At 43.7% G+C, this 21287-nt stretch carries 14 protein-coding genes; 2 read left to right on the top strand and 12 right to left on the bottom strand.

Features of this window, described 5'->3' with window-relative positions; genetic code table 11:
* Nucleotide 1: 1 nt before the first annotated feature.
* The gene (locus AC3RCI_RS28950) at nucleotides 2-1618 is read right to left on the bottom strand and encodes a xylulokinase (RefSeq protein ID WP_492530047.1); all 1617 of its coding nucleotides are present in this window, start codon (nucleotides 1616-1618) and stop codon (nucleotides 2-4) included.
* A gap of 461 nt (nucleotides 1619-2079) precedes the next feature.
* Between AC3RCI_RS28950 and AC3RCI_RS28955 the strand changes: the two genes are divergently transcribed.
* Nucleotides 2080-3171 (top strand): GntR family transcriptional regulator, encoded by a 1092-nt coding sequence (locus tag AC3RCI_RS28955; RefSeq protein ID WP_492527231.1) that lies wholly within the window; start codon nucleotides 2080-2082, stop codon nucleotides 3169-3171.
* 118 nt (nucleotides 3172-3289) lie between these two features.
* Here AC3RCI_RS28955 and AC3RCI_RS28960 read toward each other — a convergent pair whose 3' ends face one another.
* From AC3RCI_RS28960 to AC3RCI_RS28975, 4 genes are all read right to left on the bottom strand, one after another.
* Entirely contained in the window at nucleotides 3290-3934 is a 645-nt protein-coding gene (locus tag AC3RCI_RS28960; protein WP_492527232.1) for a nitroreductase family protein, read from the bottom strand.
* 119 nt (nucleotides 3935-4053) lie between these two features.
* On the bottom strand, nucleotides 4054-4500 hold the full coding sequence (locus tag AC3RCI_RS28965; RefSeq protein ID WP_492527233.1) for an RrF2 family transcriptional regulator: 447 nt from the start codon (nucleotides 4498-4500) through the stop codon (nucleotides 4054-4056).
* Between the two features lie 98 nt (nucleotides 4501-4598).
* Nucleotides 4599-5444 carry an ATP-binding protein gene (locus AC3RCI_RS28970; protein ID WP_492527234.1) on the bottom strand — a complete coding sequence of 282 codons (846 nt, stop codon included), beginning with the start codon at nucleotides 5442-5444 and terminating at the stop codon, nucleotides 4599-4601.
* Nucleotides 5445-6060: 616 nt separating this feature from the next.
* The gene (locus tag AC3RCI_RS28975; RefSeq protein WP_492527235.1) at nucleotides 6061-6591 is read right to left on the bottom strand and encodes a GNAT family N-acetyltransferase; all 531 of its coding nucleotides are present in this window, start codon (nucleotides 6589-6591) and stop codon (nucleotides 6061-6063) included.
* Nucleotides 6592-6866: 275 nt separating this feature from the next.
* Here AC3RCI_RS28975 and AC3RCI_RS28980 point away from each other — a divergent pair, with 275 nt between their 5' ends.
* A complete protein-coding gene (locus tag AC3RCI_RS28980) occupies nucleotides 6867-7610 on the top strand; it encodes a YheC/YheD family protein (protein WP_492527236.1) in 744 nt (247 codons plus the stop codon).
* Between the two features lie 87 nt (nucleotides 7611-7697).
* Here the strand turns inward: AC3RCI_RS28980 and AC3RCI_RS28985 are convergent, their stop codons facing one another.
* The 7 genes from AC3RCI_RS28985 to AC3RCI_RS29015 form a co-directional block, all read right to left on the bottom strand.
* Nucleotides 7698-8030, bottom strand: a complete 333-nt coding sequence (locus AC3RCI_RS28985) for a hypothetical protein (protein WP_286455731.1) — start codon at nucleotides 8028-8030, stop codon at nucleotides 7698-7700.
* 273 nt (nucleotides 8031-8303) lie between these two features.
* A complete protein-coding gene (locus AC3RCI_RS28990) occupies nucleotides 8304-9080 on the bottom strand; it encodes a class B sortase (protein WP_492527237.1) in 777 nt (258 codons plus the stop codon).
* Nucleotides 9081-9106: 26 nt separating this feature from the next.
* Nucleotides 9107-15247 (bottom strand): DUF7601 domain-containing protein, encoded by a 6141-nt coding sequence (locus AC3RCI_RS28995; protein WP_492527238.1) that lies wholly within the window; start codon nucleotides 15245-15247, stop codon nucleotides 9107-9109.
* 547 nt (nucleotides 15248-15794) lie between these two features.
* Nucleotides 15795-17918: a bifunctional metallophosphatase/5'-nucleotidase gene (locus AC3RCI_RS29000; protein ID WP_492527239.1), complete on the bottom strand. Its 2124-nt coding sequence runs from the start codon at nucleotides 17916-17918 to the stop codon at nucleotides 15795-15797.
* Between the two features lie 251 nt (nucleotides 17919-18169).
* The gene (locus tag AC3RCI_RS29005) at nucleotides 18170-18307 is read right to left on the bottom strand and encodes a hypothetical protein (protein WP_492527240.1); all 138 of its coding nucleotides are present in this window, start codon (nucleotides 18305-18307) and stop codon (nucleotides 18170-18172) included.
* An 831-nt stretch (nucleotides 18308-19138) separates the two neighbouring features.
* Entirely contained in the window at nucleotides 19139-20962 is a 1824-nt protein-coding gene (locus AC3RCI_RS29010) for a caspase family protein (RefSeq protein WP_492527241.1), read from the bottom strand.
* Between the two features lie 13 nt (nucleotides 20963-20975).
* Entirely contained in the window at nucleotides 20976-21287 is a 312-nt protein-coding gene (locus tag AC3RCI_RS29015; protein ID WP_492527242.1) for a hypothetical protein, read from the bottom strand.

A 21287-nucleotide genomic window follows, 5' to 3' on the forward strand; every position in this document is an offset into this window, starting at 1 on the left:
CTTAGTCCCTCCCGTTCTCTACCAGATGATCAACAGCCGCCTGCTCAATGGCCAGGCCCTTCCGGTAGCGTTCGATAAATGATTCAAATCCTTTGACATCCGATGGGTCCGGTGCTACTTCCTCTCCAGCGACATCGCTGAATACCTTTTGCTCCAGGAATATATCCAGACTCTCCTGCTCATCCTTATTGATCATGTACGAAGCGAGAAGCGCCATGCCCCATGCCCCGCCTTCCCCCGCCGTGGACATAACGGATACGGGCACATTCATCGCTGCTGCAACGATCCGCTGTCCAACGACTGGCGTTTTGAACAATCCACCATGAGCCAGGATGCTGTCGATAGCTACATGCTCTTTTTCCGTCAAAATATCCATCCCGATCTTCAGTGCACCGAAGGCTGTGAATAGATGGGTACGCATGAAGTTGGCCAGGTTAAACCGGCTTTCAGGTGAACGAACGAACAACGGACGGCCCTTATCGATCCCTGTAATGTTCTCGCCGGAATAGTACCCGTAGCTCAGTAGGCCGCCGCCATCCGGGTCTGCTTCAAGTGCTTTGTTAAACAAGACACTGAAGAGCTTGCCGCTATCAGCTTCGTATCCCATCGCCTCAGAGAATTCACGGAACAATCCGATCCAGGCATTGATGTCGCTGGAGCAGTTGTTGGCATGAACCATACCCACCGGGCTGCCGTCCGGCGTTGTGACCATATCGATCTCGGGATACACTTTGGACAGCTCATTTTCCAGGACGATCATGGCAAAGACAGATGTGCCGACAGAGATATTGCCCGTGCGTTTTCTTACGCTGTTCGTCGCGACCATGCCTGTTCCGGCATCACCTTCCGGTGGACATAGCGGAATGCCTGCTTGCAAGTCTCCTGCAGGATCAAGCAGCTTGGCCCCGGCATCCGTTAACGTACCTGCATCCTCGCCAGCGAGATATACCTTGGGAAGAAGCTCTTCCAATGTCCATGGATAGCCTCGGCCTGCGATCAGTTCGTCGAACTGCTTGATCATGGTTGGATGATAATTATGTGTGGACTCATCGATTGGGAAAATGCCTGAAGCATCACCAATTCCAATCGCTTTATTGCCGGTTAACAACCAGTGAATGTATCCAGCCAGTGTGGTCAGGGCATCAATACGAGGCAGATGCTCCTCCTCGTTCAATATGGCCTGATACAAGTGTGCGATGCTCCAGCGTTCCGGGATGTTGAACTGAAGAAGATCTGTTAACTCCTTCGCTGCCACTCCAGTTGTTGCATTACGCCACGTCCGGAACGGTACCAGCAATTCACCCGTACGATCCAGTGCAACATATCCGTGCATCATGGCGGAAAATCCGATGGAACCAATGGTTTGCAGCGTGATGCCGTACTTATGTTCTACATCCTGCTTCATCTCGCGATACGCGGTTTGCATGCCCGTGATGATATCCTCTTGGTTGTACGTCCAATATCCGTCTTTCAAGAGATTCTCCCATTCGTAACTTCCGGATGCGATGGTGTCGAAACGTTCATTAATCAATACGGCCTTGATCCGCGTTGACCCGAACTCGATGCCCAGGGATGTAGCTCCCTTTTCAATGGCCTCTTTCATCTGCTCATGACTCATAACCATGGTTGTCCCCTCTCTGATCGCCGTTTTATATCCCAAGGCTGGTAGTTACATTAAAGGACCAAAACTGCAACCGCTTAGGATGAATTTATGAATTCGTATAAAATGTGTACTGCTGTTGTGATCACTTCTGGTGAATGAACAGCAGCAATCCTTATTTAAGAAGGCGCTTTCCTTTTCTGACAGCCTTAGTATAATTTTTGTACGTACATCTGTCAATAATATATAATATTTATACTTACAAAGAACATGTTATTACTGTTTATCATGTCTTTTTATGCTTGCTTAAGGGTATGCTGTAGTGTACAGTTTCATGTAATTGAACCTGAATTGTACGGTTTATTTCGGGAAACATGCTGTTTTATTTTCATTAGACTAGAATCATGCTAAAATATGTACGTACAACTATTTGAACCCTACGTTTCTATAGATGAGTAATCATGAAAGAAGTGGATTGCATGAAGCCAAAATACCAAGTCATTATTGATGATATAAAGAGCCATATCCTTTCGGGGACATATAACGTGGGAGAACAGATTCCAACAGAGTCTGCTCTGCAGGAGAGCTACAATGTGAGCCGCCAGACGGTACGGAAGGCCATTCTGGAGCTGTCGAACGAAGGCTTTTTGAGAAGCGAGAAGGGCTCTGGCACCTATGTCAGCAACCAATACCGATCCAGATCCGGTGGAACAACGATGAAGAAAACGATTGGTGTCATCACGACATACATCTCTGACTACATCTTCCCCTCGATCATTCGCGGTATTGAAAGCCGATTGAACGAAGATAATTATTCACTGCTGTTAGCCAGCACCAATAATGATGTCGCTCAAGAGAAAAAAGCGCTGGAGATGATGCTCTCCTATGGGATCGATGGTCTGATTGTGGAGCCGACCAAGAGCAATCTGTACAATCCCAACATTGCGTACTACCTGTCATTTAAGGAGCAGGATGTACCGTTCACGATGATTAATGCCTTTTACGAAGAGCTGGAGGTTCCCTTCTTCTGTCTGGATGACGTACAGTCCAGCTATCTGGCCACCCGGGAATTGATCGCCAATGGGCATACCCAGATTGGGCTTATTGCGAAAATGGATGATTTGCAAGGAAAGTACCGGATGAAGGGGTATATCAAAGCATTGGGCGAAGCCAAGTTACGGTTCCATCCCGAGCAGGTGCTTTCGTTCGATACGGCCTCGAAGCCGGATCTATCCGCTAATCTGGAAACGTTTCTGAACGATAACAGGGAAGCTCTAACTGCCATCGTATGTTACAACGATGAGGTGGGGCTGGAAGTGGTGCATGCCTGCCGAAGACTGGGCATATCCATTCCGGATGAGTTATCCATTATTGGACAGGACAATTCGTACATTGCCAAGAACGCCAACATTAAACTCACCACGCTAACCCATCCCCAAGAGCAAATGGGCCGCGACGCTGCCGATTGGGTCATTAAGAAGTTGCAAGGCAAAAAGGATCTACCAACCAACACCTATTACCAGCCTGTCCTGGTGGAGGGTGAGACGGTGAAGGAGATTGAAGTAGAATAAGGTATTATCCATAGAAAAAGGCTGCCATCATGGCAGCCTTTAACGTTTTTATGTTTTACCTATCTACAATCATTAGAAGAACTCTATCCAAGGGAAATCCTCGGGAGCATTCTTCCCATTATCTTGTTATGCCATTCCAAAATGTCATCTCATCAATCGGAAGACGTGTGGTTGGATGTCCCGGTTGTGATGCTTTACCGATAGCTATGAGTATAGTGGGCACATAATGATTGGGGATATCAAATGCCTCGATGAATTTCTCCTTGTCATACCCAGCCATGGCAACGGTATCGTAACCGCGCGCTCGTGCGGCTAGCATGAGCTGCATCGATACAAGACCACAATCGAATATTACACCATCCTTAATATATTGAGGATCCATGGATGCCAGCATTCCCTTCATATTGGTAACCAGTGTTTCCTTGACTTCTTGGGTCATGTAACCAGCTTCTACGGAAGCGTCATAAACAGAGTCCACCTGTCTAATGTACTCCAGGTCACCAAGCACCGCGATGACAGCCGAGGCATTCACCACTTGCTGTTGGTTATTCGCAATGGGAAGCAGCTGTTTCTTCAAAGCCTGATCATTGAAGACAACGAATTTCCATGGCTGCATATTTGCACCTGACGGAGCAAGAGTAGCTTCAGTCAAAATATCTTTCAGTTCCTGCTCGGAAATATTGAAGGCAGGATCGTAATGCCGTACTGAACGTCTTTCTTTGACAACACCCATGAAACTTTGCTCTTGTTTTGTGCTCTCCATTCCGTTTAGCCTCCCATATCTATACTGTGTATTATTTAGCACAGTTAAGAGCAAAAAAAATAAACCACTTAACTGTGCTAATATAAGCACAGTATATATGCGGAATAGATCGTTGTCAATTATTCCGTTACAGGGTTCATTTTATTGGCCATATCGGCAATGGTGTATTTTTGTAAAATATTCAGAACGCTATTGTTAATTTCATCCGATATATCGCTGAACATATCATGCATCTGTAAGCCGAATGCGTGCTCACCTGTAGATTCAAGCATACCTTCGCATAGAGATATATCGGTCTGGAGTGCCTGATATATATCAGCCAGCGTGACTGACTCCGGTGTTGCCTTCATCCGGTATCCCCCATCGCGACCTTCCCGGACTTCAAGAATATTTTCCTGAGCCAGCTTCGCCAATATCCGGCGGATCAACGTCGCTTCCGAACACAAGTGATCAGCAATATTGGTGCTTGGATAGCGATTTGGACTATCTGACATGAACACAAGAGCCTGCAGAGCCAAGCCGAATGCCTTGCTGTTGGATGGACAGGTATGTTTGGCCTTTTTCATTATACAGTGCTCCCTTCTTCGTGATGTAATGTGTGCATTATAACAAACCCTTAAGTCCCATTCAACAACAGGAAGAGGAACCATTCTACGATGACTGTTTACTTCTCACTCACAGCTAAGAAGCGAACAGTAACCGTGGTTCCATGTCCTATCACACTATGATAATGAATCTCTCCACCATACTTTTCTACAATGTTAAAGCAAATCATTAACCCTAACCCTGTCCCATTACTTTTTAACGAATAAAAAGGAGTGCCTAGTGACTTCACCTCATCTTCTGACATTCCGCTTCCTTGATCGATAATTCTTATCTCAATATCATGACGACTTCTCCTTGCCGTGATAGAGACAGACATGCCGGCCTCCGAGGCTTCCACTGCATTTTTGATTAAATTCATAAGCAGCTGCTTAAACTCAATCGTATTAATGAGAATCGTGCAGTCTTCCTCAACATCTATATCAATATGATTATCCGATAGCATGGCATATGAACTTAGCAGACTTGTAACACTATGAAGGACATCCTTCACATCGACTCTCTCCGGTTTCAAATCTCCGTTGGGCTTGGAGAGGGTTAGGAATTGAGAAGTGATGTGTTCAACCGTATTCAGTTCATCGATCATTAATTTAAACTTGCTCTTGTCCGAAACGTCAAAAGCGGGATCTTGCTGATATAACTGCAAAAAACCTCGAACAACAGTAACCGGATTCCTAATTTCATGCGCCACAGCAGCGGTCAAATTAGCGATCATCTTCAAACGCTCTGCTTGTTGTATCTGCTCATAATAGAGCTGCTGCTTTTTCATCCGACTAAAGGATAAATGAAATATGAGAAACAGCAGCACTTGGCTTGCTATGATATTGATTAAATTGCCTACAAGATCATAATGTAAGTATGTATACACCTGTCCCTGGTCAATTAGAGTGATGTAAACGAAAGTCATCAGAATCAGTATTCCATTTAAAACCATGGAGAAGTAAAACAATTTCATATCAAAAAACAAAATGGCAAGAGAAGGAATGAGGCATATCAGAATATAGGTGGTCCAGGTATCCGGGTACAAAAAGAACAGCGTATAGAAATAAGCGAACCCCATCATAATGATGATCGTTCTGAAAACATAGGTCTCATACTTCGGATAGATCAGCAAACACACCGATATAATTGCTACACACGTAAAATGAATACCATAGCCTATCGTAATGCCCTTTAACTCAGACGTCGATAGGATAAGTCCCCACACCATAAGCACTATGATCGTTAACATAGATATGTAATATGTTCTTCGGTTTACCTGACTGTATAATTCCTTCATGAACCCACCATTTCAATTCAAATTTAATATCTTCGAATATCTTCAACACGATATAACCTTGTGCGCGGGCAAACCTAAAGGCACCCGCCTGGATGCCTATTCTACATCTCATTGTATCTTATTTGACTAACGACTTAATATAAAATTCTGTTGTTTTACGTAAAATATAGTATAGCCGTACAGTCTACGAGCCCGTACGGCTATACTAAAGTTTATGCTGCTATCGTAATCCTGATAGATAAGCTTAATTGGATGTTGATTTTGAGTATAAATAGAGATCGCTCGCTGCTTCTTCTGCGCCTTTATCTTGACTAAGGATTCCTTCATACGTGAAACCAAGCTTCTGCAAGAGCTTTATGGAATTCAGGTTTTCAGATTCTACCTTTGCTTCGATTCGTTTCAGCTTCCATGATGAAAAAGCATACTCGACCAAACTCGAAACCGCCTCTGAAGCATAACCTTTTCCCCAGTACGATTTGGCTAGGTCATAACCAATTTCCGCTGTTCCATTTACAAAATTGAAGGCATTATATCCACATGATCCTATAATTTCGCCCGATTCTTTGTGTATGATGGAGAAACGAACGGCCTTATTGGCCTGTGATAGATCATCCAGAAGCTGAATCATTTCTATTGCTTGATTTTCAGCGGTGAAACAACGAACATTCATAAATCGAGTAACCTCCGGATCAGACCAGATTTTAAATAAACCCGGTGAATCTGATACCTGCATTTTCCTCAGCTGCAGACGCTCTGTCTGTATTTCTGTAATCAATACTTTCACCTCCATTGTTTTTAGAATAGGGTAGGTTCAAGATATTGATATCTGCGCATAGTTCAGTCCCTTCCATGTTGAATTCACTCTATTATATCAAATGGTTAAAAAAACCATATACCCACCATTCTACCATGCAAATTGGACATCATGGAACCGGTCGGCATCCCACGCCGAACCTCATTGAGCACGTGAGTTGAACGAGCACTATCCTAAATATAGACGAATGGCCGCTTATGCTAACCGTTACTTTACCTTAGAATGACTGTAAACGAATGGAAAAGGCTGTGATTCCGATTGGAATGAAAAGAGACAAATGGACTCAGTATCGCATCCTCCGTAAGGGCCCTTCTCTTGCCAAACGTCTGCCTAAGACGCGGCTGCTTCGAAAGAACAATTTATCGAAGATGCTGCATCAATATCAAAGCGTTGTTGTGAAGCCTCGCGACGGGCGTTACGGAAGAGATATCCTGTTCATTCATCGAAATGGTGCAAAATCCATACGTATTCAATATGAGGACCATGTGACTACCATGAAAGACATGAATCAGTTACTTCAATTATTTCATAACAAAAACAAGGATCATGGATATGTCGTCCAAAGACGTTTGCAGCTTGCCCAGGTTCAAGATCGACCCTTCGATATCCGCATTATGGTTCAACGCCAAAAAAGTCCTTCATCCCACTGGAACGTGACAGGCTCATACGCAAAAGTTGCAGAGCAAGGATACTGTGTCACGAATGTGACCAGCCGCACCATCCCCGTGCTAAAAGCATTAAAATTATCTCATATTGGAGGCCGAAGCTTACTTGTTAAGGCGGAACGAATTGCCCTGCTGGCTGCCAAACGACTGGGAGAGCACTACCCCAAGCTTAGACAGGTGGGGTTCGATATAGGCATCGACAGGAAGCGTCGGATTTGGATCATTGAAGGCAATTATAAACCAGACCTGCGCCCTTTCCGGCATGTACAAGATTCCTCAATGTATCGCAGAATATTATGGTATAAGGAGCATTGAAGCAAAAAAGAAAGGTGACCCACCTTGTAGCTTTGGCAGGTCGCCTCTTTATATTATGGCGCTATTCCCGATCATGATCGGTTTCTGTTATTTCTTGCGGCGTTTAGCAGCACTTATTACACGTGTCACTTGAAATCTATTAGCCCCGACTTGTATAATAGCGAACTGGCTGTATGAAGTACCCGAAGAAGTATACGGTTCGGCTTCAACATTTCCACTCGGTGTTCTAACCGTTGCCGTTATTCTAGTCACCAGGCAGGCCCCGCGACTAGACGCTCTCCAAGTCTCATCACGCTGAACACTATAATTGTCGTCAGCACAAAAGATGGATGCATACTCTACTCTCCCAACCGCATTATACGGAGTGGAGTTAACGATCTGAACAAGATCATAGCCAGCTCCAGGTCTTCTATTTCCCATTCTCAAAACCTCCTTTGTTATTGATAGTTTTATTAAATGCAATAGGATTGCTTTTAGTGAGGTATAACAGTGGACAAGAAACAAAAAGTACGTTTGTCCGATTATCGTTCTATTGAATAAGAGTTAAAAAGCAACGGTAAGAAATTAATTAGACTCAACGTTTTGGCGACAAAAAATCGCGTCCTCCAAAGAGAGAACGCGATATGAAGCAGAATCATTTCCTGTTTTATTTCTGGTATCATTTCCTGTATCGATTCTTGTATCAGCATCACCTCAACGCTTTCGCGCGACCACGGCCAGCCTTCCATTTTCAGTCGAGTACTCACAGGTGGACAGCACAATAAGCTTGTCGCCATACTCAGCTGTTACACCTGTATCATAGAGAGCAAGCTTCTTCATATTCTGTACATAGGAATTGAACTCGGCAGGGGTATTGATCTCCCCAATCTGGTAGTATTTAAAAACGTCATCCGATTTCAGGTAGACCTCTGACAGAATAACAGCAACAATCTCATACTCTTCTTTCTCGTAAAGTGTGCTGAATTGGAACGTGGCATGCTCCTTATAGAAGCTCTCGTTCTTATATTTCATCAAGTCTTTGAACATCCAGCCGCTTTTCATATGGTGTCCGTGAATCAGCAAAATGTTCGAAGTGTCAGCCTGACTATCCTTATCCAAAAAAGGAAGCCCACCTGTATTTTCTCTTTTATCAAAATCATGATTGAGATAGTACTCCGCATCCTGTGGATTCTGCATGACCGGATACTCAATCCGGGTGCCCTCCATTTTCAGCCAGCCAACAATGTCTGAGTTCCTCTCATACAGATTCCGGAATTCGGGAAGCATGACCTGCTTATTCGCCTTATTGGACAAAAAGGAGGGGACTGTATCCCCTCCTTCTTGGTTTGATCCTTCCTCCCAAACCTCTGTCAGCTCTTCAATTTTCTGTTGCTCCGTATAATCCCGCAAAAAAATTCTTGTCATACTGACGAGAGAAAACACCAACAAAAGGGAGGAAACGGCGATAAGCATTTTTTTCGTTTTGCTCATTGCTATCTTACCGCCTTTCCAATCTACTACATGTGCGATTTCTTCTTATTACCGAATAGACAGAGTCCGATTGTCACCAAAGACATCAGCGCCAGAACCATATACCACATTGGCGAAACGCTATCGTCACCGGTTTTTGGAGCATCATCCAGCTCGTCACCAACATTGCTGCTTTCGTTGCTGTTGTTATCGGCTTCGTTGCTGCCGTTGCCAGTTTCGTTGCTGCTGTTGTCGGTTTCGCTGCTACCGTTGTCGGTCTCGCTGCCACCGTTGTCGGTCTTGCTGCTACCATTGTCGGTCTCATTGCCACCGTTGTCGGTCTCGCTGCTACCATTGTCGGTCTCATTGCCACCGTTGTCGGTTTCGCTGCTACCATTGTCGGTTTCGCTGCTACCGTTGTCGGTCTCGCTGCTACCGTTGTCGGTCTCGTTGCTACCGTTGTCGGTCTCGTTGCTACCGTTGTCGGTCTCACCGCTACCATTATTGTTGTTTTCGTTACTGCCATTGTCTGTACCACTGTTACCGCTGTTGCCCGTTCCGCCATTCCCAGCGTTACCACCAGTGCCACCACCGGAACGGATCGGTTTCATTGGAACATCGTATTTTACAATGTCAAAATCAACAGAAATGGTGCCGCTTCTGTGCGTTTCATATCCATCCTTAGTTACGATCAGGTAATAATCTGCTTCAGGGAACACCATGTACGCGTAGAAGCCGTTGGCATCACTCAACTGCTCTGGGCTCGCGTTGTCATGAGGCGGAAAATTAGGAACCGGAGGAAGTGTAACTTTCGTACCCGGAATGCGGCCGTTATCTCGATTACGCTGCGTATCGGCATAGTAGAGTGTAACTTTGGCTCCTTCAATTTTTTTGCCTGTGCTCGCATCTCCTGTCGTTTCGTCATAAACCGTACCGTAAGGATCGACCAATGCCTCGGATATATTCAGCTCCCCGTTCGCTTTCACGTTCAGCTGTGTCACTTTGAAGAGCAGTTCCTCCCCCGTCTCAGCCTTATAGCGAACTTCCATGGTATACTTCTGCTCGCTCAGCCCCTCCACAGAGAAGGTACCGTTTGAAGCCATAGGAAACGCCTTGGGATGACCGTTCTCCTCAACATACTTGCCGTTCATATCCTTCAAATAAATGTACATCTGACTGGTTAATGACTCACTGAATAGCTCTGTTGTTCCATCCAGCTGCTTAAACAGAATGATCCCTACAGCTGTTATGTCAGCTGGAACGGTCTCGTCAGTCACGCTGCCGTCTACATTGGCTTTTTGTGTGAACTCGACAGGAACATCTTTTCCGCCAACCTGATACCACTTGGCATATGTGATTGTGTAGTCCGTATCCGCTGTGGCCGGAATCGCATATTCACCCTTGTCATTCGTTTCCGTTTGAATCTCCTTACCGGTCTTCAGGTCCGTTATCGTAATAGGTGCATTTGGAATAACTTCTCCTGTGTTGTTGTTACGCAGAACGCCTTCCAGATAAGGGCGAGTATTGATGAAATGCGCTTCGGCCAGTTTTTTGTCTGGAATCGTGCCTGCGTGGTTGAAAGTTTCAGGACTCGTTACATAACCATCTTCCATGTAATCATCCTGGGTCACCTTATACTCGAGATACGTTGGAAGTCCTTGCACAATAAGTGTTTGACCGTCTGTAAGCTCAAAGGTCTCCCCGTTCTTGATTGTGCCGCTGCTTCCGTCTGATTTTTCATAGGTGTAAGCTTCATTCTCGCCCTCTCCTGTGAAGTTAAGGGTGTACTTGAACAATTTCTTTTTGTCATCGTCTTTGCCTTTGACTGTATTACTGATGAGCAGTCCACCCTTCAGCACACGAATGTTGGTGAACGGGGCTAGTTCATCTTGGCCTTCCATGATTCCGATATGTTCCCGTTCCTCAGGATTGGTCGTGTAGTCATCGGCTGTGTATTCCTTCTGGGTAACGGTGTACTTCAGACCTTTAGGCAGATCGGAAATATCCAGTGTCTCTCCATGCTTAAGCTTGAAGATATCCAGGGACTTGATCGTACCTGTGCTGCCGTCCGACTTCATATAGGAGTAGCTTCCATCCTTACCCGTACCCTCAAAAATGACTGTGTACTCAAAGTCCTTCGTCTTGTCGCCACCATTTCCCATGACGGTATTGCTGACTGTCAGCTTGTTAACGGTTCGTTCATTGACGAAGTCTGCCTTGTGATCACCTTTGTTCACGATTGTACCGGTCAATTCTCTCGTTTCCGGGTTAGTCGTGTATCCGTCAACGGTTGTATAATCTGCCTCGGTTACGGTATATACCAGACCTGCAGGCAATGCCGAGAGCGTTACAGATTCTCCATGCTTCAGGATAATCTTGTCACCGTTCTTGATCGTGCCAATCGTACTATCAGGCTTCTTATAGGTATACTCTCCGTCCTTACCTTCACCCTCAAAAGTTACGGTATATTCAAAATCCTTGGCAGGATCGCTGCCGTTCCCTTCCACCTTATTGGTGATGGTCAGCTTTCCTTGTGCTGGTGTAGGAACAACCAGGGGATTAGTGCTTTCTACCAGAATGCCGTCCACCCAGATAGGGTTAAATGGCGTACTAGACACACGCACGTTATACACTCGTTCGGTAGGCAGATAGGTTGTCTCGTCGATCCAGGTTTCTTTCAGATCATAAAGTCCTACCTCGACGTTAAAAATCAACTCGCCCTTGCTGTCGGTAACTCCCTTGAGGGGAACCCCCTTCTTATCAACAGCTACCGTACCATCCTTGTTGTAAAGCGTAAACTCTACGCCCTGCAGCGGCTTTCCATCAGGATCGACCTTTCTTAGCTTCAGAATAGGCTGCCATCCAGCACCCCCGCTAATATCTGCACTTTCTACCGTGTATTCCGCATGGCTGCTGACATCCTTGGCGGCATCATCACCCATCATCTGCACGTTGTTGCCTGCCTTGTCGCCGACACCGAGTACAGTGCCATCGATTTCAGTCTGGTAAACGAACAGATACAGCTTGTTCGGGTTCGCCATCTTGAAGGTCAGTGTCGTTGTCCCGTCTGCCTCCTTGTTCGCTGTAACCTTGACCTCGCTATCAGAAGCGTACAGGTCAAGAGCCTCACCGTCTTTGGCCAAAGCTCCGCTAGCCGTTAACTTGGCAGGGTAGATCGCCATATCGGGAGCCCGTAGAGAGAGTTGGTCAAATTCATCATTGCGCAGTTTAAGTCCCTTGCCTAAGGTATCCTGCAAGTAGGCGGTATCCTTAACCGTAAATGGCGTGGCATATTCCACGGTCCACTCCAGCACGCCAGGGGCTGCTTTTTTAACCGTTTTGTTTATCGATTTTGATGGGGGAACGATAACTTTGCGCTGCACGGGCGTCTGGTTATCCCGCTCGACATCAACTACTGTATCCTCGTCTCCCCATTTGATGCGCAGCTCAGCCTTGTTATATACCGTCTGTTCCGTCTGACCGGCATCGGCATATTGCTTGAGTGTCGCCGCCGTTGGGCCAGCCTTCACCAAAATCACATATGGCTGCTCCAGCTTTGTAAAGCTAAACGTCCCTACGTTGCCAGCAGCAGAAAAGCTTACCAGATTGTCGGGATCGGTAATAGGCGCAACAGGTGCAGTGGCGTCCACCCTCAACCCATAATCGGCTCTTGCCCCTTTGTAAATCTCAAATGCTTTCCCCTCGGAATAAGACTTAAACTCCCAGCCCTCGGGGAGGATATCGACCACTTGAATATTTTGTGCGACATGCGTGCCGCCGTGCTTGGCCATTTCCTCGGTATTGATTCCATTGGCGTTGACCGACAGACGGAAAGTTACTGTATTGGTCTCTCGGTCATAGGCCGCTCTTGTCCAATAATCCTTCTCATTTCCGGAGTAGATAAAACTGTTAACCTGATTTGGCGCAACATTATCCTCCACCCCGCTTGTCGGGTTCACCGGCTTTGACGCAAAGAGCATTCCCTTGGTCAGCATACCGCTGTTGACAGCGTTAGCGTTCGAACCTGCACCTGTTACATAATCTCCGCCATCGAACAGAGATACCTGGTTATAAAAATTATTCGCGTAATTATGTGCAAAATGCTTCCAGTTCGTCAAAAATGTATTAATGGTATACGTATATCCTTTCTCTCCGGTTGTAAAACCGGTGACAGCCAGGATGTCGGCGACCGCCTTGCCGTTTTGAGTAACCGTATAGACTTTTTCGGTTAACCCATCGGCAGAGCTAAAGGAAACTGGCTTATACCGCTGCCAATACCTTGGATTTGCCGCATTTTTGGTTCGTATAGCTGTCAAGAGTTCCGTATCGATGGACGGACTGACCGTAACCTTACTCCAGTCAATGTCGCTTCCATCTCCGTACACGAACAGGTCATAAATGCTTCCGTCCGGCATCGCGTCCAGCGGCTTAAAGGTCACCTTCCATCCTAAAATGCCTGTAGCTAAATCGCCTCCGTTGGCTGTCTTGCTCAAGCTAATGGTCGCTTTGGTGACCGTTGCCTGATCTGTTACCCCGATGTCGTTGTTTTGCCCGTTACCGTCCGTCTGATCCAGATTCCACTTGGCAGTAGCCTTATTAGTAAAGCTGGTTTGCGTGCCGGTAATGTCGGTGACAATGACCAGCCTCACGGGACCGTCCACATTTCCGAAGGAATAGACATCGTCAGCGGGCTTCGTCGTAATCGTATTTATATCCGACCATGCATTTGCTTCAGACTTTTGAAATGTTGCAGACTTGAAGGTGAGTCCGGCAGGGATGACATCCGTTATTGCCAAGTCCTGCAGAGGGTTCCTGTTGTATTTGGCATTATGGTTAACCGTAATGGTCCATGTGATGGTGTTATCCTTGTAGTTCTGCACCCCATCCTTCTGAATCCAAACGGGCTTGAGCGCAACAGCCCACGTATTACCTGTTGTCAGCTCCGTATTGTCCGCTTTCAGCAGTTTTACTGCACTTGTGTCCGTGCCATTGATTACTTGCTGTGTTTTGGAGAAGTCCCAGCTACTATCATTATAGCGATACTGTGCGTAGTATTTTTCCTTCGGAATCCAGGTTTCGAAGTTGATGGTTGCCGTATCGCCGATATTGTCAGGGAAGGTGTAGGTCAGCCCGTTCCCATTATAGGTTGGCGTTGCTCCTACCACAACATTGTTGGCCGCATCCTTTACTTCGAAGGAATCTGCCACATAATTACCTACATTAGTCAAATCATTGGAAAATATCGTTTTGTCCAGCGGCAGCTTGATGTTCACGTCATCCATGTCAGTAGCAGTGACGATCGCTTGCCATTTCACCTTGCCTGCTTGAAAATCAGCATTCGATATCTCCACCCTGCCTCGTTGCTGGGTATAGCTAACGAAGCTGTCCGTGTTACTGATCGAGCGCAAGCTGATGCTGTACTTCCCTGCAACATCCGGATTTTCCAGCATATATCCGCTCCCGAATAGGCTGAGAGGCGCGGTTGTGCCGTAGTCCATGCCCGCTACATCGGCCTTTGCGGTGGTGTCAAAGCGGAAGTTAACGTTTGTCCCCTGGAGAAACAAGCTTTCTTCACCGTCAAAAATGATCTTAATGCTGCTTCCGGTAAAATAGGCGGTTCCCAGCTTGTAGTTCACCCCAAACAGATTAACGTTTAAAGGTAATGTAGCATTCGTCAGAGTTACTCCCTGAAAGTAATCCGCTTGCTTCAACTCAATGAAGTCGCCTTGTTGGATGTAAGTGTCTGGATCGTTCGCATCCGTGTCACTGTCGCTCCGCATTGGCACACTGAGATTTTCCGACGTGATTGTAAAAGTCTGCCTGCCGTTGATCTTGTCAACTTCTGGATCGTATCCAGAAGCTGTAGTAGACTTTATCTCACTCGCAGGAGTTCCTTGGGAAACCGTCAGCGGAAAAGGGGTATTTTTACCCATCAATAAACTCGTCTTATCCGCTGGCCCAGCCGCTAAGGCTATTGGGGCCGAGGCCGGCTCATCGTACACCGCCTCCGTTACTGACGGCTGTTCGTCCGTACTCGATGAATCGGCTTCGCTAATAGCCGCTGCCCCGGAATCATTTGGCACGCTATCCGCATATGCAGTGACAGAGAATGCTACCGTCTGCAAAATAAGCATCATTGCCAGGAAGCAAGAGAGTATAGCCTTACCTATGTTGCGTTTTCGTTTCAAAATCCCATTCTCCTCCATTCCCTAAATTGCCAAAATCCATCTACAGCAGGAGGATCCAGCCTGATCACATTTATCCTAATGAATCTCTTCTGTATGTATGATTCTAGTAGACCTTTGCTTCAAATGAGATCTTGCGAAGATTCCTCCTGTTCACCCTCATAGATCGATGGCTCGTGAAGATGCACTTTGGTCCGAGTTTCCACTCTTTCTTGTTTAGTTTAAAAAACGAGTCTCTACAAAATCTCAACAAAGACAACTAGAACATGAGAAACGAGCTGATCGAGGTGACATTTGAATAGAAAAGTGATTCGTTTGGGATAAATTGAGGGGATTTATTGCTTGAAGGAGTGTATTTCTGAAGTGAGCTTGCCTCTTGGACTAACTAACCGTTCATATAAAAGCATAATAAAAAACACATCCTCATTGGGGTTATAGTACTCTCCCAGATAAAACCTTTCAAAGATTCGAGGTTTATCATTAGAAAAGAGCTATTTTCCAAAAAGGATGTGTCTTCCTGTCTTAAAATATGGTTTGAATACGTTCTATATTATGAAGCTTTTGCTGCCACTGCTTTTTGAATGAGTGCTTTGGCATCGTTATTAGAGAGGCCTTGTTTCGGCTCGAGTGAATTGTTCTCTGCCGCTCCAAGAATACCTTGCTCAATCAATTGTGCCAAGGATTTAACTGCATAGGCAGATACGGATTTACCATCTTTGAAACCAGCAATAATCGCTGCAGCATCTTTATCCGAAGCTGGATTTTTCAACAATTTAGCAAGAATAGTCGCTGCTTCTTCACGAGTGATATCACGGTCAGGGCTGAAGTTACCACCAAAGCCTTGAATGAGTCCAGCATGAGCAGCTTCAGCAATAGCATCTGCATATGCCGCGTCAGCAGCCACATCCTTGAACGCAGGTGCTGTAGCAACTTCGTTTAGTTTCAACATGTCTACTAGCGCACTTACAAATTCAGCACGGGAAATGAATTCTGTTGTTACCGGTGTTTCTGGCTGCTCTGCAGCTGCAGCGATGTTCGTAATGCGCCCTTCTGTTTTCGCTTCAATCGCGCCGCCTTTATATGCATCTACAATGTATTGATAGAATACATCCAGATCGATAGGACCGGCCAGGGACGATTTAGCATCCACCAGTACTTTATAGTTATCTCCACCTGCTGCCATAAAGTTGTTCACTACAGCTGTATATGTTTTGGCAGGATCAATAGCCGTACCATCTTCAAGGCTAAGACTAGTTACACGTTCTGCAACTGGCTTATTGAAATCTGCAGTGTATTTCAAACCAGAGATTTGTAGGGTTTTGGTGTTTGGCGTACCATCCGCATTGGTTCCCCATTGTTGTTCCAGCAAGGTTTGAATTTGCTCACCCGTCAGCTCTAGTTTTACTAGGGTGTTGCCAAACGGCTGGATTTTAGCAAGATCAGCAAAAGTCACATCGCCTTCTGGCAGATCTGCACGAATACCACCTGGGTTCATAAATGCAAAGTCAGCTTCGCTTGCGTTATCCCCGAAGTCAGCTTGACGCATTGCATCTGCAATGAGGTTCCCCAGAGGCGCCTCGTTATTGTAAGCATCTGTGCGAGTAACAGAACCATCTGTTGTACCTACTGGCTTGGTTAGCTCAGGATGCTTGTCCAATGATTTCTTTATAATTGCCAAAGATTCAGGGTCTTCTTTTACACCCTCTTGGAAAGTAGTTGTCACTGTTGCAGATTTTTCAGTTACATCCCCAGTCGTCGGGTCAATCATCAACTTGATATCTTCAAATGCTGTACCATAAGAGTACGCTTGAACGATCAATTTCCCATTCACTTCACCGTTAGCCAAAGCGTGATTGTCACCTGCAACGATAACATCAACAGGAGAGTCTGCTGGCAGAGCTTTTGCCAAATCAGCTGCTTCTCCAGTCGTTACGCCTTCTTTGGTTGTTGCTGGGTCATGCGCCAGAACGATGATCGTTTCAACACCTTGATCTTGCAATTCTTTAGAATATTTATTAACCGCTTCCACTTCTTCCTCAGCGCTTAGGAAACGCACGCCTGCTGTACCTGATGGGGAAACTTTAGCCGGTGTAGATTTCGTCACCAATCCGATAAATCCGATTTTGACGCCGCCCACTTCTTTGATCACATATGGCTTAATTAATGTTTTGCCCGAGGCAGTCTCGATGACATTTGCATTTACATAATCAAATTTTGCTCCAGCATGAGTCACTTTGCCTTCTTTTGGATCAAGGCCACCAAAGATCTGTGCTTTCAATGCAGCAATGCCTTGGTCGAATTCATGGTTGCCAAGAGAACCTACATCGAAGCCCATCATGTTCATCCATTCCATCGTAGGCTCATCCCGATCCAAAGAAGAAACTGGCGCAGATGCACCAACAGAGTCTCCATTATGGAAGAGTAGGGAGTGCTCATATTTGGCTTGAGCTTCTTTCAGATATGTAGCTAGAATTGGAGCAGTTCCTGCCTTTTTATCCCCAACCATTGATGTGGTATCGAGCTGACCATGCAGGTCATTAATTCCGATCAAGTGTACTTCTACATCTGCGTCTGCAGCAGAGACAGAACCTACCGCGCCGAATAGTTGAGAAAGTAATAGTGCAGTAGTGGCCACACGAATGGTACTTTTCCCCAAAACTTTTTTCCATGACATGCGTTAAAAAACCCCTCTCCAATTTCTGATCCTGAGATATTTTAACATAAATCTAGTCATAAAAATCGCGAATTATATCAAATGGATGTAAAAATTTCGGAAGATTGATAGAGAGGTGAAATGCCCGTATTAATTAAAGACCTAACAATTAACTTCTTCCCTTCATCACTTACAAGAGCGAAAACTGGCCAAAACTCTTTAAGTATTAAGATTTTAGTCTTTATCAACCTTCGCTTCATTACTAACAATCTCTACGCTCCCTTACGATTGCTCCGCTTCAGTTGGGATTGGACTTTGCCAAATGTAATTTTTTTAATTAATGGTTTATGTTGACCTTTTACAATTAAATCTGAATGTCTAACCTTGCCTATATAAAATCGATTCGTCAAGATAATTCGAATTGCTCATAGTTACCTTGTTGTGTCTTGTAACCTAACTCACACAAGTGACGTTGAAATCTAGCAATGGATTTAATTCTAATTAACTTTTAAAAATGACACGAACTACCGTGGCCTTTTCTTCAGCCGTTACTACTTATGGCTTTTCGACTCCTTCGTGCTTCCATTTGTAACCTATTGGAGCATTACCGCAAGCCTTAACACCACTTCTTTCCTTTTGACACCGTCCCTTTGCCAGTTTCTTGCTTATGCTTAGGTGGTCATATTGGTCATGTAATTCCATCATGCCTTTCACCAAAAAAATAGTTAGGCTCCTTGTTATAAATGTTATAATCTTTTTGTTCAATACTGACTATTTGGGCATTTATTTTCTGCAAGTCTCGCTTCATTAAGACTTTGGCCGTATCTTCACGCCATAATCGACTCGTATTCATGACAATTACTTTTTTACTCCATAAGCTGTAATCCTCCTGTATTGCTATATTCTTTGAATGCATTCTCTTGAACATCTTTTCCATAACCTTTTTCAGCTTGTGTTTCCGTTGTAAGCTCTTATATATAAGCTTTTAGTAAAATACAACGTAACTGCTTATATAAAGGGGAAGAAAAAAGTTTTTCAGCAAGTGGAGTAATAAACAAAAGCCCATGACGGTAGTACCATCATGAGCTCTTGATTTAATAATATTTTTAATTTAGATGATATAACGTTAGCCCTGGAGGTATAACCGTCATGGAGTATGATTTAAAAACGAGGTTCCAAAAGTCAATTGTTTAGTGATTAAGAATTAGCTTTTAAAAATGACTATTGAAGCATAAATAAAATTAGACCATTATTCTTTTTTCTTTCAATATATTCTTAGTAGCCCATTCAATACTGCGTGTCTCATTTCTATTTAGCTTATGTTTTGCTATATAATCATCGCAATCAAAACCAAGTGATACAGCCTCTAAAATAAAATCTAATTTACCTGGATAAAGTTGACCATTAATTTCTTCATGGAAAGATTCCTTTACTAAATCAGGATAAGCCTTTAATGCACGTATAGCTGTCCTTCTAACCCATGGGTGGGGATCACTTACTCCCCATTTTAATTCATTAAAATATTCTTGAAGTAAGTCATCATAAATTGTCATGTATTGAAATATTGCCATTCTCATTTCCACTAGGGGTAGATTTGCAGCTACTTCTAAATCTGTACGGATTTCTTCCTCGTGAAAATTATCAAAAAAGTCACGTAATTTTAAATCTACTTGATCTCTCCAGTTACCGTATAAGGAAGAAAAGAGCCACTTTTGTTTTGTAGATTTTGTTTCTCCTCTTTTCTTTAGTTCATACAGTATGGGTATTAGTTTACTTTTTTTGACTTGTTCTACTAATCTTTCATCCTCTATAATACTGTCCTCAAAGTACAGATGAAGAAATAGAGGTTTTAATAATGAGTTATCCACTCTACTTTTAATCTTTTCTAAAAGAACAGGTCTCTCCATTTTTTCTGCGTATCGCACCCATATATCAAGAATACCCCAAGGAGTCTTTACAAGTGATGAAGATAACGCAAAATCAATATCTTGAAACTCACTGTCTGATAAATATAGATTTGCTAACCAAATTGCATCAACTTGCGTTTGACTTGAAAGAATATTTTTTACTTCATTCCTTATTGACTCGTGACTTATTTCCTTCCGGGTGCCTATTAGACCAATACATTGAGCCATCCAGTCACTTGAGCGAAGCAAACCGAGAACAATATTCTCTTTATATTTATAGTTTCTTATTTCACTAATTAAACTACCCATTGCTCTCCTTACTAACCAATGGGGTTCACTTACATTCTTTTCAAAATTATTTCTTAATACCTCTAATTTCGTTACTTCAGGTAAATCCATTAAATAATACCAATGCATTTCCCTTGTGGTAGTATCTGACTCATTAATTCTTAGTAAGAATCGTCTTTGGAAATCTTTATTATCTTCTATTAGAATAGTAGAATTCTTTAGCACAATATTAGGATGTCCATTTGGGGTATTTACATAACAACGATTCCCTGAAAACTCCATTTCCTCCGCTATTATACGTAAAGATAAGGTTTTACCTTCTTCACTAATATTATTTAGTACATTACATAATTCCCTTGTAAAAATGCTCCCATTATCATCAAATGATGACCTTCCAAAAGGACTACTAGAAGCTATTACTGATATTTTCTCATTACTAAATATATTTGCATTACTAGCAATGTTGAGTGCTGCTCCAGAATAACAACAATCGAGTATTAGAATTGTTTGGAAATTCACTTGGTGTAACATGTCTTTTAATTGTTGTAGTCTATATTTTCCTTCGCCATCACTATCTGCATTACTAAATAGTAAAGCTAAACTTTCGTTATTTATTAATTCACCATGTCCACTAAAATAGATTATTAGATTATCTGAATGACTGAGGTTTCTTTTAAATATTTTTACCACAGATAAGAACTCGGAGTCAGTTGGTCCTGTCAAACAAACACTATTTTTATCTGAAAAATCTGTATTGAGAACATTATTAAATGTTTCATACACTAAATAAGCATCATTATAAGCACATTTAATTTCACCAAATGACTCATCTTTGCACTTTTTAATTCCAACTGAGATTAAATGATTCATTTAACTAAACCTACTATTCTACTTTTTTTTCAATCTCTTCAAGAGAATATTCCTTATTCTCAATTTTAATTTTTTTACTAGGGTCGTAATCTTCACGGTTTTTATACATTTTAATTAATGACTTAAGAGCATCATAGATTAAATTAGCTGCCAAACTTATAGCTAAAGCAGTTATTATCTCGCCTTTCGCATTTGGTTGAACCTTTTTTTGCAATTCTATAGAACTTGTTTCAGTACGTAATGCCTGTTCTAATCCTTTTAATAAATCTGATACAAACTCATTGTCCTCAATATTTTGAACCAATATTTTTTCGGAGTTTATCAT

Source organism: Paenibacillus sp. MT124 (assembly GCF_058792755.1).

Coding starts and splice junctions, on each gene's coding strand:
- AC3RCI_RS28965 (WP_492527233.1), bottom strand. CDS start 4,500: ATGAAAAAGGCCAAACATACCTGTCCATCCAACAGCAAGGCATTCGGC.
- AC3RCI_RS29015 (WP_492527242.1), bottom strand. CDS start 21,287: ATGATAAACTCCGAAAAAATATTGGTTCAAAATATTGAGGACAATGAG.
- AC3RCI_RS29000 (WP_492527239.1), bottom strand. CDS start 17,918: ATGTCATGGAAAAAAGTTTTGGGGAAAAGTACCATTCGTGTGGCCACT.
- AC3RCI_RS29010 (WP_492527241.1), bottom strand. CDS start 20,962: ATGAATCATTTAATCTCAGTTGGAATTAAAAAGTGCAAAGATGAGTCA.
- AC3RCI_RS28980 (WP_492527236.1), top strand. CDS start 6,867: ATGGAAAAGGCTGTGATTCCGATTGGAATGAAAAGAGACAAATGGACT.
- AC3RCI_RS28960 (WP_492527232.1), bottom strand. CDS start 3,934: ATGGAGAGCACAAAACAAGAGCAAAGTTTCATGGGTGTTGTCAAAGAA.
- AC3RCI_RS28985 (WP_286455731.1), bottom strand. CDS start 8,030: ATGGGAAATAGAAGACCTGGAGCTGGCTATGATCTTGTTCAGATCGTT.
- AC3RCI_RS28955 (WP_492527231.1), top strand. CDS start 2,080: ATGAAGCCAAAATACCAAGTCATTATTGATGATATAAAGAGCCATATC.
- AC3RCI_RS28950 (WP_492530047.1), bottom strand. CDS start 1,618: ATGAGTCATGAGCAGATGAAAGAGGCCATTGAAAAGGGAGCTACATCC.
- AC3RCI_RS28990 (WP_492527237.1), bottom strand. CDS start 9,080: ATGAGCAAAACGAAAAAAATGCTTATCGCCGTTTCCTCCCTTTTGTTG.
- AC3RCI_RS28970 (WP_492527234.1), bottom strand. CDS start 5,444: ATGACTTTCGTTTACATCACTCTAATTGACCAGGGACAGGTGTATACA.